Annotated in this window: 10 protein-coding genes; 1 reads left to right on the top strand and 9 read right to left on the bottom strand. The window is 51.1% G+C overall.

Features of this window, described 5'->3' with window-relative positions; translation table 11 throughout:
- Positions 1 to 578: 578 nt before the first annotated feature.
- The 6 genes from ABH912_RS02415 to ABH912_RS02390 all read right to left on the bottom strand — a co-directional run bounded on the left by ABH912_RS02415 (position 579) and on the right by ABH912_RS02390 (position 8,354).
- Entirely contained in the window at positions 579 to 1,190 is a 612-nt protein-coding gene (locus ABH912_RS02415) for a hypothetical protein (protein WP_429509486.1), read from the bottom strand.
- Positions 1,191 to 1,204: 14 nt separating this feature from the next.
- Positions 1,205 to 2,428 (bottom strand): hypothetical protein, encoded by a 1,224-nt coding sequence (locus tag ABH912_RS02410; RefSeq protein ID WP_429509485.1) that lies wholly within the window; start codon positions 2,426 to 2,428, stop codon positions 1,205 to 1,207.
- Between the two features lie 129 nt (positions 2,429 to 2,557).
- Positions 2,558 to 3,196, bottom strand: coding sequence for a hypothetical protein (locus tag ABH912_RS02405; RefSeq protein WP_429509484.1), 639 nt, complete (start codon positions 3,194 to 3,196; stop codon positions 2,558 to 2,560).
- Between the two features lie 349 nt (positions 3,197 to 3,545).
- A complete protein-coding gene (locus ABH912_RS02400; RefSeq protein WP_429509483.1) occupies positions 3,546 to 5,300 on the bottom strand; it encodes an amidohydrolase family protein in 1,755 nt (584 codons plus the stop codon).
- Positions 5,301 to 5,319: 19 nt separating this feature from the next.
- Complete coding sequence (locus ABH912_RS02395) at positions 5,320 to 7,368, bottom strand: S8 family serine peptidase (protein WP_429509482.1); 2,049 nt, start codon at positions 7,366 to 7,368, stop codon at positions 5,320 to 5,322.
- Positions 7,356 to 8,354, bottom strand: coding sequence for a trypsin-like serine protease (locus ABH912_RS02390; protein WP_429509481.1), 999 nt, complete (start codon positions 8,352 to 8,354; stop codon positions 7,356 to 7,358). Before ABH912_RS02390 ends, ABH912_RS02395 begins: the two co-directional genes overlap by 13 nt.
- A gap of 174 nt (positions 8,355 to 8,528) precedes the next feature.
- Here ABH912_RS02390 and ABH912_RS02385 point away from each other — a divergent pair, with 174 nt between their 5' ends.
- Entirely contained in the window at positions 8,529 to 9,266 is a 738-nt protein-coding gene (locus ABH912_RS02385) for a hypothetical protein (protein ID WP_429509480.1), read from the top strand.
- 681 nt (positions 9,267 to 9,947) lie between these two features.
- On the opposite strand, the gene ABH912_RS02380 is transcribed toward ABH912_RS02385, so the two are convergent.
- The 3 genes from ABH912_RS02380 to ABH912_RS02370 all read right to left on the bottom strand — a co-directional run bounded on the left by ABH912_RS02380 (position 9,948) and on the right by ABH912_RS02370 (position 14,110).
- The gene (locus ABH912_RS02380; protein WP_429509479.1) at positions 9,948 to 11,873 is read right to left on the bottom strand and encodes a GH25 family lysozyme; all 1,926 of its coding nucleotides are present in this window, start codon (positions 11,871 to 11,873) and stop codon (positions 9,948 to 9,950) included.
- Positions 11,874 to 11,876: 3 nt separating this feature from the next.
- Positions 11,877 to 12,995 (bottom strand): glycoside hydrolase family 25 protein, encoded by a 1,119-nt coding sequence (locus tag ABH912_RS02375; RefSeq protein ID WP_429509478.1) that lies wholly within the window; start codon positions 12,993 to 12,995, stop codon positions 11,877 to 11,879.
- Between the two features lie 155 nt (positions 12,996 to 13,150).
- The gene (locus ABH912_RS02370; protein WP_429509477.1) at positions 13,151 to 14,110 is read right to left on the bottom strand and encodes a TonB family protein; all 960 of its coding nucleotides are present in this window, start codon (positions 14,108 to 14,110) and stop codon (positions 13,151 to 13,153) included.
- Positions 14,111 to 14,436 lie beyond the last annotated feature (326 nt).

Below are 14,436 nucleotides of genomic sequence, written 5' to 3'. Positions count from 1 at the left end.
GCTGTCCGTCGCTGCACATACTGTCCCAATCCTTCATGCTCTCGAGGCCAATCATGGCATCTTCGCCGTCAACCTTATGAGCGTAGGTCACCCATTCATCACACTTCTGGTTGGCGGGCTTTGCAAAACTGATCTCAACGTTTTTCACACACTCTGGGCCAATAGCGGACCTAGCCCTTCCTTCCTGTCTGACTGTCCGGGCTCCCCGAAGCTCTACCGCCTTATCAGCTAACGAGAGAACGTCCGTGGCATGCCGAAACTTAAATCTGGCGTCCTTCGAATTAGCGACATTGATAGTCCACGCCACTCAGCGTTATCTAAATTGAGCCCAGCAACAACCTCGCGTTCCCTGTCGCCCCCGTAGGTACGAAATTCCCCCGACTCACGCTTTAGTCGGTCGCGGCTATCGCGAGTTGCCAGCCTTACGAGAGCTGAGAACGGTACTGGTGACGCAAGAAGCGGCTCCGGACTACCGTCTCCCCCCACCAAGCCAATCGTAGGTTGAATTGAAGTCCTCATTAAGGGTTTATAAATACTCGACTCCAACCATTACAATCGCATGGGTGCTCAAAGCGGAGTCAGAACTCTCGCCTGGTCTCCAGAACAGTGGTGGTTGCTAAACCGTTTGTGCGCAAAATCCTTATTTCAAGCGCCTTAGCTCCGGGGAACTGATTAACATCCACCTCAACGGCATCAGGTCGTTCCATGCCGGTCGCCATGGTGTGCCAACGTTTATCACCCTCTGGCTTCACCTGCAGCAGATAGGTCACGTTCGCTTCAATTGGTGGTGCACCCTCGGCGTCGATTGGTATTCGATGCTGTTTGTCGGCCAGCGGATTCGCGAGGAAAAGCTTCAAGTGTTGTTGCGCCATACCTGGCGCATAGATTGCAGCCTCTGCGCCGTCGACATACAGGCGAACCACCTTCAACTGTTCCTGAACGGGAACGAACTCCTCGAACATCCGACTCGTCCCGGTATTGCCACACGAAGGGGTCATAGGGTTGACGGCCAAGTCAAAGAGAACCTTGCCGTCCTCATCCAGCCCCTTTATCCGAACGCGATTCTCACCACCCTCAATGGAAGTGAACGCAACCTTGGCGGGTTGCATTGACAGGATTTCGCCGCGGCGGGTAGCAAGATCAAAAGTCCCGATTACCTGGGCCCAATCACCGTATTCCATCTTTCTCATCGTACCTCCCTGACTCACTGCTCTGGGCTAAACAGCTGGTCTTCATCTATCAATCGCTGATGCAGACCGTCATATGTGTGCTTCGAGATCCACTGCCAATCACAGTAGGTCATGAAATCCGCCCACTGCTCATGGGGGCAAGCTTGCATGGGAATACCGAGACTGGGATCCCCAACATCGAACCCAATGCAGTCCTCAGCTTCACTTGAGATCTTCCCTTCGGCATGCGGGTAGTCAGGGTCGAAAACTCCCTGCCCGCAAAAACCCGGGTGATTACGTCCAAACGTGTGGGCCAGTTCATGAGCAGCGTACCAATCACCAAAGGACCCGTCTTTATCCCAGTAGCCTTCACCCGGCCTACCGCAAGGCCCCACCGCAACCGTGTTAGGTGCCGGTGTACTCGGTACAAGATTAGCGGCCCCACGAAAGAAGCCTGAATCATCGGAAACCAGACCATAGTAGTGGGTTCGTGGATCCCAACCGGCATCAACATCTGCTTGCCTGATACTGAGCATCTGCTGATGGAGCATTTGCAGCAGGGCCTCCCATAGAGGGTCAGAGTCATCAGGCAGTGGCGCGCTGAAGGGGGGGACAAAGTTGGGAGGGCTATCTACTACAGACTGTGACCACTCGATACGCGAAACTGGATAGGAGCGACTTAAAAATGAGCGTAGATAGTCAAAATGAATAACGTCAGGTGCGTGTTTCTTGGGCGCGCCAGATCCGGTGTCAGTGTAGCGAATCCCTAGTACACGTACCCGAAGAACAGGCCCAGGAACGAAGTCGACACTCACCGAATTTCCACCAGCGAGGATAGGCATATCCTCGCCGCTTGAAACCACCGAGACTCTCTTCAGTTGGAGATACATTGACCCAGATGGCGGCTCAGGTACTAGGAAGTTTAAGGAGAGATTCGCATCACGGCGCTGCTCAGCAATGGAGGGATGCAGCGACGAGCGAAGTACAATCTCATTTGTTGAGGATATGTATCTACCGGGCGCCCCCGGTCCGGTAGCCACTACAAGTTCGCCTCTAACCCGTGTGTTCCTCTTGAGGGATTTTGGATCAACATAAACTCGCACTACAGTCGCTTTCCCTTCGAAAAGCCGTACCTCATGCTTCATGTTTTGAATGGCCTGGGTAACCTCGATACCGACAACTTCGACTTTGGTTGAAGCCTGCAAACGGCCGGCCGGGCGCCGACCATTTCGGTTCAAACCTTGCTCTAAATAGCCCATTACTCAATCCCCTTTATGCCTTGTCGCAGTTCCTTTCGGCTCTCCAGCTCGAATAGACGGCCGAGCAGTGCTCAGTTCTCACAGAATCTATCCCCGTGCAACGCCATCAACGCCGTTCCACAAGGGGCATTATGATTTGATCAGAACAAAATCCGGCGCGGCGATTCCCGGCCAGAGCTCATACAAAATATTGGGGTCGTCTGTACCTCCATTCCTAGGGCTGGATTTGATGCCCAAAGCCTCTGCGGCAGCGATACTTAGCTCGCCCACTTTTTTTTCTGAACTGGTATCCGCGACAACGCAGTCAACGGATTTTCCCTTGTAGCTAGCGCGAGCGAGGCAACCGAGCACAATGCCCTGGGTATTTCGGACCACCTGTTTTGGAACTACGATATAAGGAACGGTCGCCGCATCCACATATGCGGACAGGTCAGATTCCGATTTAGCTGGGTCCCTGTATGATGTTTTGCATCCTACAATGCCCCCTGCATAAATTCGCGGATGACCGTCATCATCAAGAATAGCGATATCGTCGTTTCCTTGCTCGGTACAATAAACCTTACCGTTTTTCTCATACATACCGCCATTTTCGAGGTAGTCACTACCTTGATCCCCAATCATGTAAGCAGCTAATGCCCCGTTCTGACCATTTGCGCCGTCGGCATCAATATCTGCATCTGCAGTGTAAAAGACCCTTAAATCATCATCTTCCCAAATCTCACACTCAGGCTCATTTTTCCGTGGTGGAATCTTGGCGATCAACCGCATGTCCGCATCCTCATAACGAGTTTCTGGAAATTTAAGCGTAGAGCAGATTGGCTCAAACAAAAGGTGAGCCCTCATCCTTCAAGAAGTATTTGTGGCGAACCCGTGAGGAATATTGGACGAAGACAATTTGAAGTAGTGGACTTCAGACAATTGCCAACAAACTCAGGGGGTGATGCTCAGAGATTAATTCGTAAGGCCAAAAATTCTGGAAAACGAGACCCAGAAATACCCATTAATGGACGTACCGACCCAGATAATCGACTGATTGATAAGCCACACCGCGCAAAGGCTTGCTGGTTTATAACTAATACCTAGACCTCGAAAAAACCGTAACTCCTCGCGATGCCGCCTAAGTAACTGAAATTTCAGGAAGCCGGTTTTCTGGTATTTGATAGCGTCGGTAAAACTGCAACAGTCTCTCACGAACTCTATCGTTTTTTCGTAGACCAAGGAACGTGCCGGCATTACCAGCAAAAAGTCTATCTAGCATTGGTTGGGAGAAGCCGATACGGTTTTTAAAGTACCCGTATATTTGCTCCGTATAACCTTCATATGACTTGTCCAACCCCAGCATCATCCAGTCCGTGCCGAACATTAGGTGACGACACTCAGGATCGAATGTGCTTACCCAGGATCGCACTACTTTGTCGTATTTATCCTGATCAGAGGGGTTGCGCCCCACGATTTCCACTAAGTAGCTGATATCAGAAAAAACTGGTGCGTTTGGGTTGCTTTTCAAAAAGCGCCCAAGTGTCCACTCCCATGAAGCTTCCGCACCAGAAGCCCCAAGTGGTTTGCCTGCAGACTCCGCGTTGAACGACCCGAAATGAGCTAACGCAACGTGGAGTGTCGGCCAACGTTCAAAAACTTCAATCCAATAGTAAGGGTCAGCACGATGACTAAAGCCTACGTTTGATCCATTACTGTCGTTAGTATGCGCCAAAACGACTCCATCCTCCTTTACACACTCGTCGAATAGCCTGGCCATTGCCGAGTCCAAATGGCGTCCCAATGTCTGTGAACCGCGGAGCGGGCGAGGTTTGCATTGCACAGTGGTGGCGGTGTCGTCAGGAGCAAGTGCAAGGAGTTGCTTGACGACTCGGCTCTTCTCTCCTGGGTACGTCTGACATGGATCTGCATTGCCCATCGCTCTGAAACCCATTGGAGGGTATAGTTTGACTCCGAGGAAGCCTTCCTCGCGAAGTGCTTTGCGAACTAAAGCAAGCGGGTTATAGTCCTTGAAAATACCTGCGTCAAAAGCCACTTGACGTAGCGGATCAAAACCAACGTAACCATGTACTGTTGGTCCGGTCTTGCGGCGAGAGATACGCCCCATTGCAATGACCTGGTCGGGTAAAGGAGAGGCATATTTACCTTTTACGTATTCTCCAAGCCAATGGTCATAATCCACAAGTGCCGGACAGATAAGCGACACAGTAAACCCTTGTTTTTCGTGATCCCGCGCAAGCTGCTCAGCAAGTGAGTACCGGTACCGAGTGAATAGGCCAAACCAACGAAGCACCAAGCCCAAGTCAAATGAGTAATAGGCGTTAGACGCCATTACGGTAGCTGCGTCAGCTTCGTTTAAACTTTCGCTAGATACGCTGATCTGATTTGATTTTCCAGCCTCTCTTATCGCGCGTTTGATTTTATCGAGGTTTATGGAACTACCATCCCCGCTGACTGCCACACCCTGATCCTGTGTGAAAACCGCAAGTGCACGGATCATTGCCTTGTCATTTTCCGCTGGATCAGCGTTAGCTGCGACCAGCTTCTGCTCATTGTCCAGCACCTTCACTTCTTCGAACGCCGTCGGAGCACGAGTACTTCCTACAAGATACGTGAACAGTTGAACAAGCTGATCCATAGCGTCGGGATCATCAACATTTAAAACACTGATTGCCTGTTTGGGATAGTGCTTTAAAAATACAATTTTGATAAAACGTACGGTAGGGAGGTCGCTTGCATTGAACACATGAGCGTGGACATCAATCAGTGGCGGCCGCTGGCGGTTTGATGCAGGTGAAACTAGGCGCGTTATGGGATCGCAAGCAGCAATGACCGTACTGGCACTCACCAACAACATCAGATCGCGTCGCTTCATTGTGTGGGCCTCCCATGGCTCACTGGAGTTCGGTCAGGGGGGTTCGGGCGACGAGCTGGCGTACTGCAACAAGCGGCCAGTTTTGTTCGATCATCGCCTTCAGAGGCTCTATGCGACCATCAGAAAAAACTTCATGCGTTGCCGAGAACGCCACACTGGCACCAGCCACATCGATTACTTTGCAAGGACTCTGCACCTTTCGGGTGAGCATCCCGCCATAGAAATATGAGACGCCTTCGATGCGCTTAAGAGCGAACATGTCCTCTATGCTTTTTTCAATCTGACGTTGTTCTTCCTTGCAAGCCAATGGGGCCATACTTTGAATTGAGCCAAGCAAACGACGGACAGTCCCATCCTCCTCAACCTCAACCTCGTCGTGAAACCATAACAACGCACGAGGAATATTTATTTTCACCTCGAACGCAGTTTCTCGGCGTTCGCTACTAGGCAATAGGTCTCCACTAGCTACTAACCTATTCTTCAGCGTGGCCGGACGAGCTTTGATCGCAATAGACCGCAAGAGGCTGGCGCCGAAGGTTACGACGGGAGCCGCCTGAGAAGTGCCACTCATGGTCACCGCTGGTTTGTCGTAAGCGATCCAGGAACTGATTCGGCAGCCTGGAGCCGCCAGATCTACAGCTTGGCCGCCTCGGTTACTGAATTTGGTCAGGTGATCGTTGCGGTCTATGGCTGCGACGGTGATGACATTGGATCTATCAATGCCGCCGTAGGCAGCGGGGAAGATCCCGCGATCGCGAACATCAAGCCCATAGTTGTTGCCCGCTGCTACGACAAAAAGTGAATTAGGCGCCATTTCGAACAGGTTCCCATAGCTAGGACCGACCCGTCGATCAGCACGTCCGTCATGAGTTATAGAAAGATTCACGATTCGCCAAGCGCCATCGGCCAGAAGTCGGAACAAAAACTCATAAGCGCCTTTAATTAAATTGCGTTTTCCGCGCCCCACATTAAGCACAGTAATTGAGGCCCAAGGCTCAGGCCCTAGTTTATCTATATGCTGACGAAAGGCTGGTCCGCCAAGCATCAGACCTGTCACATGCGTACCGTGACCGCTTTCCAGGTCCGGCTCAACCCCATTAGCATAGTTGAGTGGGTATATTGTCTCTCCGAGCTTCATGGACGAGGCAATGGTGGAGTCAGGATCATATTTGAAGTATGCGCGTTTGAAGGGGCTCCCATCGAACGGATTGTTGCTTGAATTAGTGACAGGGTGGGCACCAAAGAAGCCATTATCCACAACCGCAAGTTCGGCGCGCCCACCCGCTATGTTGATGTCATCACTACTTGCTATAGACTTCGCGAAACGGTAGGCATTTACGATCGCCTCAGCGTCAGGCAGTTCGGGAGCGCCCTCACAATCGCCACCGGCCGCTGTTGCGCCGTCCGACATCCCTAACACAATCTCACCCTCAACACTTGGAGGGTTATCTCTAACCATCTTGCCCGTTGGGTCAAGCCTGATTATTTCCATCAAAAGTTCGTTTGTCTGACCATCGCGGGCAGTGATCGGTACTGTTCGAGTAAACGCCGGTACTTGAAGAGTAGTACCAGGTTGTATCCATTTAAGTTTTCGAATTGGCGTATCAAAGAACCGGGCAATTGCCTTAGGCGAGCCACCTCCCCCTGTGTATGCTTGATACAAGTCGTAAGCCGTGTCACCTGGCTTCACCTCGATCTGCTCCGGAGTAGAACGCACATATAAGCAAGCAGGCCACTTAAACGAACTGGCTTTCTGCCCGAGCGGTTCGTCCAGAGGTAAATTTAGCAAGTCGTTGGCTCGCGCAGCTTCGGACACGTAGACGTCACGAATGCTCCCACACAGCTGGGTAATGATGTGTCGAGGAGTGCTTGTCTGATCATCGAAGTGCTGCGAAGTGTTCAGCACGACAGGCTCTCCAAGCTCTGCAACACGTTGTATGATCTCGTCGGTCACGTGTGGTCCGACCGCCCGTAACGTCAAGAAACGATCTTCCTGCTCGCTTTGAGCTGCTGCAGGTAATACAGCGAAGATGGCACAGGCAAATACCGTGCAGGTTAGTACCTGCATTGACGTTCTCCAGCCCTAACATTCAATCCACATATTTCGGGTTTGAATTTTGCGTTTTTTACCAACCAACGGTCGGCCCAGTTTCGAAAAATAGTCGTACCTGTCGCTGCAATACTGGAGATGAACACATCTCCAGTTACCGAAATACTTGAGTTCACCCCGCGGATACGCCGAGGTTTGTTGGCATGTTCAGCTGTGATGCCGGAAAGCAAAGGCCCTCCGGAGTCACCAGGGCACAATGCTGGCTCTACATTCGATTTCGAACGAATGGTTACATACGCCGGGGCCCCAGGAATGGAAGCCGGCCCTTTATCAATCTCCACATTCCCTAATCGAAGCTTCCCATCTGCTTTAGTGCCTTGCGGTCTGCCATCCACAATCCGCAAACTCTCACAACCGTACCCTGTCAAGAGAACCCGTGTGCCAGGTGCCAGTTTAGATTGGTCATCGACAACCTCAAATTGCATTGTTTTGAGAATTTGTGGACGGTTGCCGTTATCCTCGAGAACGCAAAGTGCAAAGTCCTCACTCCCCCTCGGCGAGTACGCCATCCGAGGACGATTGCTGTAATCAGGATGCATTTCACATCGAAAAGGAATAACACGATCACCAACACGAAGCGATGGTGTGAGCGGGGTAACGTCGTTGAGATCACCCCCTTTGGGATCTACACAGTGTGCTGCCATAAGAGCAACATTTGGCCCAACCAAAGACGCTGTACAGCTCCCTTGCCGCTTACCAAAGATAGTTTGCTCCTCAAAACTAGCAATGATTAGTGCCGGCCAGTCGCTCGCAAACACTTCTACTCCATTGGCTACCTGTATGCTGGATTCGTTGAGTACTGCGTTTGCAAGTTCAAATGTAATGGTGGTTTCTCCCTCCGCGCCTGATGACGTAGGAGCAGCCACCGAGATACTCCCAATGTGAAGAGGTGCTAACAACAGCCCCCCAACAAGCACTCGTCCTATCACGCTGGCACCTTTCATGTCTTCCTACCTTTTTTTGTTTCGCCATAAATATTTAAGCAGAGGGCGTCGAAATAACCACCTAGATGCAAGGTATTTAAAAAAAATCGAACCGAGAAACACGTTCTCATTTCGCGTCTACTCTAATTTCATGGAATATCAGACGATTCAACACAGTAAGTATAGGAGCGATGTATGCAAGGCAAACGGATGCTTGTTTCATCAGGACTGATCATAGCTTTGACCAGCTGCGCTACTGTGACGGAGAGATGGGGGCCATTCCCTAACGTTGAGGAACTGGAGTCCTTCGACAGTAGATGGGAATCGGTACCCAAAACCCCAAAAAACCAGATAACCCAAATGCAACGAGAGCTCGTCAAATACCGTGACGAGCTATTTAAGCGCGCCCTTCAGCGTAGCAAACTCGAGTATGAGTCCACTGGAGTTACCACCTATGGAGGACTCGCAGCGGTAGCAGGAGCGTTAGCGGATCAGGTTGGCCTTATGAACACCGGTGCGGGTTTAGCAGCCCTAGGCCTTACAAACTCAAGTCGCTACCGATTCAGTGAGCAGACTCAGATCTATGTGGTGGCACTAAAAAAACTCGCCTGCATCACCGGAAAAGTGAACTCAACGAACGACGTCACCGTAGCACAGGCGACCTATTCTAGGGATCCCGCTGCCCAAGACGCGGCGGTCAACTTCACCGCCAAGGTCGTAACTGCAGTAGATGCAGTTCGCGTGGAGTACACCAATGCATTGCTGGGGATGACTCCGAATGTTCTTAGCCGTGATGAGCTATTTGCATTGTTAACCAAGTACCGACCTGCCGCGCTCGCAGTCGCAGCTGAGGATGATAATCAGCAAGTGTACGACGCAGCCGGCGTCATGGTTTTAAACCTAGTGACAGAAATACAAACTTGCGCAAAGTAAATCCTCCTCACGAGGATCACTTCGAATGGCGTTAGGCCGCCTGCAGCTACTGGCCAATGTGTTCTTACGTCCAACCTGAAACCGGAGGCAGGATGAACGGTCAGAGAACGACAATGCTGACGGCCCTGTGCTTCATGGTGTTTATGCTTGTCAGACGATCGATTCGATTGCTCCGCTCAAACAATCGTTGCATAAGCCCACCGGTTTCGTAGGAACGCTATTGATGTACTAAATGAAAACGGAGTTCATCGTTTCACTGTTCGCGGAGTATGAAGACGAGTATCTCCATTTCTATTGGGACAGGACTGTATGAGTGGCAGCTATGGGTTGTGGATTCAACCGGTCGATGCAACAGATTGGTTAAATCGTTTAGCGGCCGGTCGTAGATGCTCACTTTGGCTAAATTGAAGATTGCTTCAAGCTTGGCTGCATATTACATTGCGGCCAGAGCAACTTCCGATGCTGAAATGAGCCATCGCTTCGACAGCGATATCGGGGCCTTCTGACTGAGGATTTCGGAGCAGCAGACCGAGCAGAATGCGAGTTCTTCGCCACGCGCTTCGCAGCTTTGATTGAGCAGTGAGACAAGGTTTTCCCGATGGAATATCACTGGGCCTCGACCAAGTAGGAAAGTCGTGACCGAACTCGGGGATGACTGAGAGCAGAAGACCGCCCCGAGGGCTACATCTGGACAGCCCTCAGGGCGACGTTGCCCTTCCCTGCCTTGAACTCGGAGTATTGGGTCTCGGTGCCGAAAAACACATTGGCTTCGGTGTTGGCGCCGATGCCAGGCACGACCTCGTGACCCGAGTACTGCCAGAGAGTCCAGGGGCTGCTCCCGCCCATCTTCAGTTGAGCCGTCCCCCAATACGCTACCCAGATCATGTAGGGCTTTAACTCCTCGCCAGGGTACTTCGAGAGGCTGTAATGAGTGCCAGAAATCACAGGGGTCTTGTGGTAGTGCCCGAGCAGCAATTGAGCTAACGCAGCGACGTCCTGGGCTACCCTCAACGGGTTTTTCTTGTAGCACGCCTCCTGCTCCCCCTTCTCATCAGCCGGGTTAACGATCCTGATGACCGGGGGAAGCAGGTCCTTATCATACGGAACAGCAGAGATGGCAAGATTGTATTGGTCTTTTGGGGACATACAGTAGTTGAACTTGAAGTAGGCCCCATAGTCGATATGGTTCTTTGATAAACTGTCGGCGTTAATTTTATAACGAGCATCCTCACCCTTATTTGCTACCGCTCTGACATAAACAAATCGAGGAGCGCTCTCTTTAATTAACTTATCCCAGTTAATTACTCCATCCATCGCAGAAATATCGTACCCAACTATAGGGTAAATATCAGGAGCCTTGAATATCTTAATCTCCGGCCGCCCTGGAATGCCACTAACAGGCCCGAACGGTATGTCGAACTTGTCGTTATATTTCGGCTTCGGATTTGGATTGGCTGGTTCAAACGATACGTCGAATCTTTCGATTGAGTATCTGCCGATATTGATCTTGTCACGCATCATGTCATATGTCTGAGAGATAGTTTTGCCCGATTCATCCACAGGCAAATCAGTTAGGAAGAAGAAGCCTCCACGCGCAATCTCATTCTGCGTGGAGCCAAGCCATGGCTCAACCAGTTGGACATGCTCATTGCTCTGCGCCAGCTTTTGGTTAACGTCCGCGTACACGTCGGTGATGTAGTTGAAGAGCCGATTTGTCCTCGTGATCCCTGCCGTAATCTGGCGGCCGTCTCCACCGTTTATGACGTAGGACGCCCTGTATCGCGTATCTGCCTTCCCGGACGTGATGCCATCAATCAGGGTGTCGACGAAGACGCTCCCCTGGGTTGGGTTCAGCGAGTAGACCTCGGTCTTATCATCTCCAGCTGCTATTCCATACGAACCAGGCTTGGTGAACGCGTCAGGATTACCACCCATCTTGCCCACCCCAAATAGCCCACCACCAAAACATGCATTAATCAGAGTCAGTACATGGAAATACTTTTGCGACAGATTCTGGAGACTTCCAGACAATTCACTCATCTTGTACAGGGCTGACGGGTCAGCATCACTCTTCGCAGAACTCAGTACAAAAGCCGCTTGTTTCCCTGAAATCCCATTATTGTCTCCATACAGTCCGTGACCGGAATAGATAATGAGTAGACGCGCTTTCCCATCGAAGGCTGCGGCTCTATTAACCAAATAAGTATCGAGAAACCAGTTGATATTGTCCTTGGTAGCCTCCTCGTTCCTCAGGTGAATAACTTCATCAAACTTCTGCGATCCCGTCAGGAAATGAACCATCCGCTCCCCATCTACGTCAGCAGCTTGAATATCAGCTTTGATGTTCGGATACTTAGAGATTGAGATAACCAGGCCAATCGCTCGCGTCTCCTCCGGCTTGGTGACCTTCAGCGCATCTCCGACCCGTACATCAAGACTCCCACCGCCATCCTTCCGGTAGAAAACGAAGAACTTGCAGTACTCACTGGGTGCGAGTGCCCCATTTTCACAGACAGCTGAGAAGTCTTCATCCTCGCTCGCGAAGGATGGCGCCGCGATCATCAGGGCGGCAAACATTACCATCCAGGCACAGAATGGCTTGCTCATGTCCTAGAACTCCTTGACCCCGAGCGTCGAGTAGAAGTCTGCAGGTACTCCCTTGAAAATGCTCGCGTCGAACTGTAACGCCTCGTTCGAATTTAGCCGTGCCTTGTCAGTGAACTGCCAGAGAGCCCAAACCGTTTTGTTAATGGTGCGAGGCTTTTCACTCGCCTGGGATTTGGCGGAGTAGTCAGCGAGCCAAAGCTGGTGGTCAGCAACCTTGCTGAAGCTGGCCTCCCCTCCCATCCGCGGCCCCCACCAGGAATGCGCGGTGTAGATAACCGGCTTACGCCCTAGGTCTAGCTCAACCTGCTGCGAGAACGCCTTGATCATGGCGACGATCTCATCCGGTTTTCTGGCAGACCACCTGTCAGGACCAGATGCAGAACCCTTGTCCCATTCAACATCGACCGCAGGCGGCATGTCTGTTCCAAGGAGCCCGCCATTGGCTTTGATGATCTTGATGAAGGTTTGGGCCTGCTGGCGCCCCCATGCCGTAGCGTCTTGACCTGGCTCCCCGCTGGACAGGAAGTGGTAAGCGCCCCGGTGGATCTTGGCGGCACCAGCTCGCTTCCAGTTATTGGCAAACTGAGGATCGAGGAAGCGAGTGCCCTGGCTGGCCTTCATGTACAAGAACAGCGACTTGTTGGGCCTCAAATGCTCGATGGGGAAGTTCTTCCCGTTGTGATGGCTGATGTCGACCCCAAAGAGTGAATCCTTGCGCTGCTGATTCAAGGCCTCGTCGTACCCGACATCAGCCGGAAACTTGAAGGCATTTTTGACAGCAAAAGACTCATACATCCTCTTCTCAGCAGCATTCTGCGGGAGCAGTTCTTTAAATAGCTCTTGCCGAGACAGATCGTCAGAAAGGTTGGTCAGACCAAGGGATTGCGCATCTGTTCCAACAGGCGCGCCGGCCCCCATTGCAATGGAGCTGAACAGGGCCGAAATACACAGAGCATGCACGCATACGAGCGAATGGATTTTCACTTTTGTCGCCTCGCTTTTGCAGGTTTTTGTCAAGCACTTGGAACAGTTACCAACGTTGAAAACTGCAACGATATGACGACAAACTTCCATATCTAACCGAAGTAAAGCACAAGGCGTTGGATCGGCAAATCTGGTCATGAACGCCGATCAAATCATCCAAAAGCAAAAGCCGGCACAAGGTAGGCTTGAGGCAGCATGACATGCAGGAGAAGCGACTGGCCGATGACTCATTTGCGGCCTATCGTCGACGTAACTTACGCGCATGCCAGGTGCCGGGTGCCGGGTGCCATTGATCACAAGGCTAAATCTTCGGGTGTGAATGTCATCTTGAATGAACGGTATGGCTGGAAATCACTCGGCTTGAGTTCCTGCATTTCCGACAAGCGACCGATACTTTTGACTGCCGCTACCACCGAGTTATCGTAAGGAACATCGCCACTGGACTTGGCGACATTGACTGACCTCATCGTGCCATCCTGCACCATCTCAACCTGTAGCACGACCACCATGCCATTTCGCGCCGACGGCGGGCGAGCCCAGTTTTCAACTACTCGCCCTATGATCAAATCATCAATGCTATTCACTATCTCAGCGTAATTTGAAGTCACAGGACTAGCTAGACTTGGCTGTTGTGCTGGTTTCTCTTGCGTGTTTGAGCGTGACTTCTGCGAGGATTTATCATTTGCGGTTAATCTGGTGACCACAATATTTCCGAATCGGTCCGTGCCAATAACACGAACAAATTGCCCTTGCAGTTGTCGACCGTTGAAGTCTTGGTTTTCTTGGGTTATCCCAAGGGGTGAGAGCCCATTAAATGCAAAGATGTAGCATATGCCTGGATCACATGCGGTGATAGCAGAGGCCTTGTCCAGCTTGAAAATTTTGTTTTTGAACCAGTCCAACCCTTTATCTTTGTTATTTTGTAGCGCTTCCGATAGTCCACCCGAATACTTCGCATCGTTGGCGATTTCTATTGCCTTGGACTGTGCCTTAGCCGCAGCAGCGCTTGCAGCCGCCTTGGACTTGGCATCTTTTTCCGCCTGTGCCTTGGCATCTTCTGCTGCCTTAGCCTTGGCGTTATGTTCGGCCAATAGCCTCGCTTCAGCATCTGATGTATCTGGCTGTGCTTGGGCGAGGTAGAGTCGGCTAGGGGATGCATCGAGCTGGGAAGACTTATTGGCGATGTCAGCAAATGAATTTGCCGCCAGAGTCATTCCAATGATGCATCCAGAAAATATTTTTTTAGCTTTCATGTCACTACCACAGCATTGATGGGTTGATCATGCGGCTAGCATATGATGATGGCATAATGCCCGTAAAGAATGTTTTGCGGTTGCTGATAATAATTTCTTGTCAATCTACGCAAAAACATTCCCGTGATATTTGTTGCCGGTCAGTGGTTAGCGGTGCGTCCGTTTTCTAGGTTTCAGCCTAGGCTGCGAAGAGCTCTAGTTTTCTAATACCTGTGTTTATCGGCGAACCTTCATGCTGATCTTTGTAAGTAATTTCTTTTTTATTTGACTGCATCTTTGATTGCATCATTCTGGTTTTCCTTGGAATTGGTGTTGGGGCTCATATC

The sequence above is a fragment of the Pseudomonas sp. BT76 TE3572 genome (assembly GCF_050435365.1).
Lineage (GTDB): Bacteria > Pseudomonadota > Gammaproteobacteria > Pseudomonadales > Pseudomonadaceae > Aquipseudomonas > Aquipseudomonas fluorescens_W.
This window is presented reverse-complemented; position numbering and strand designations above follow the sequence as displayed.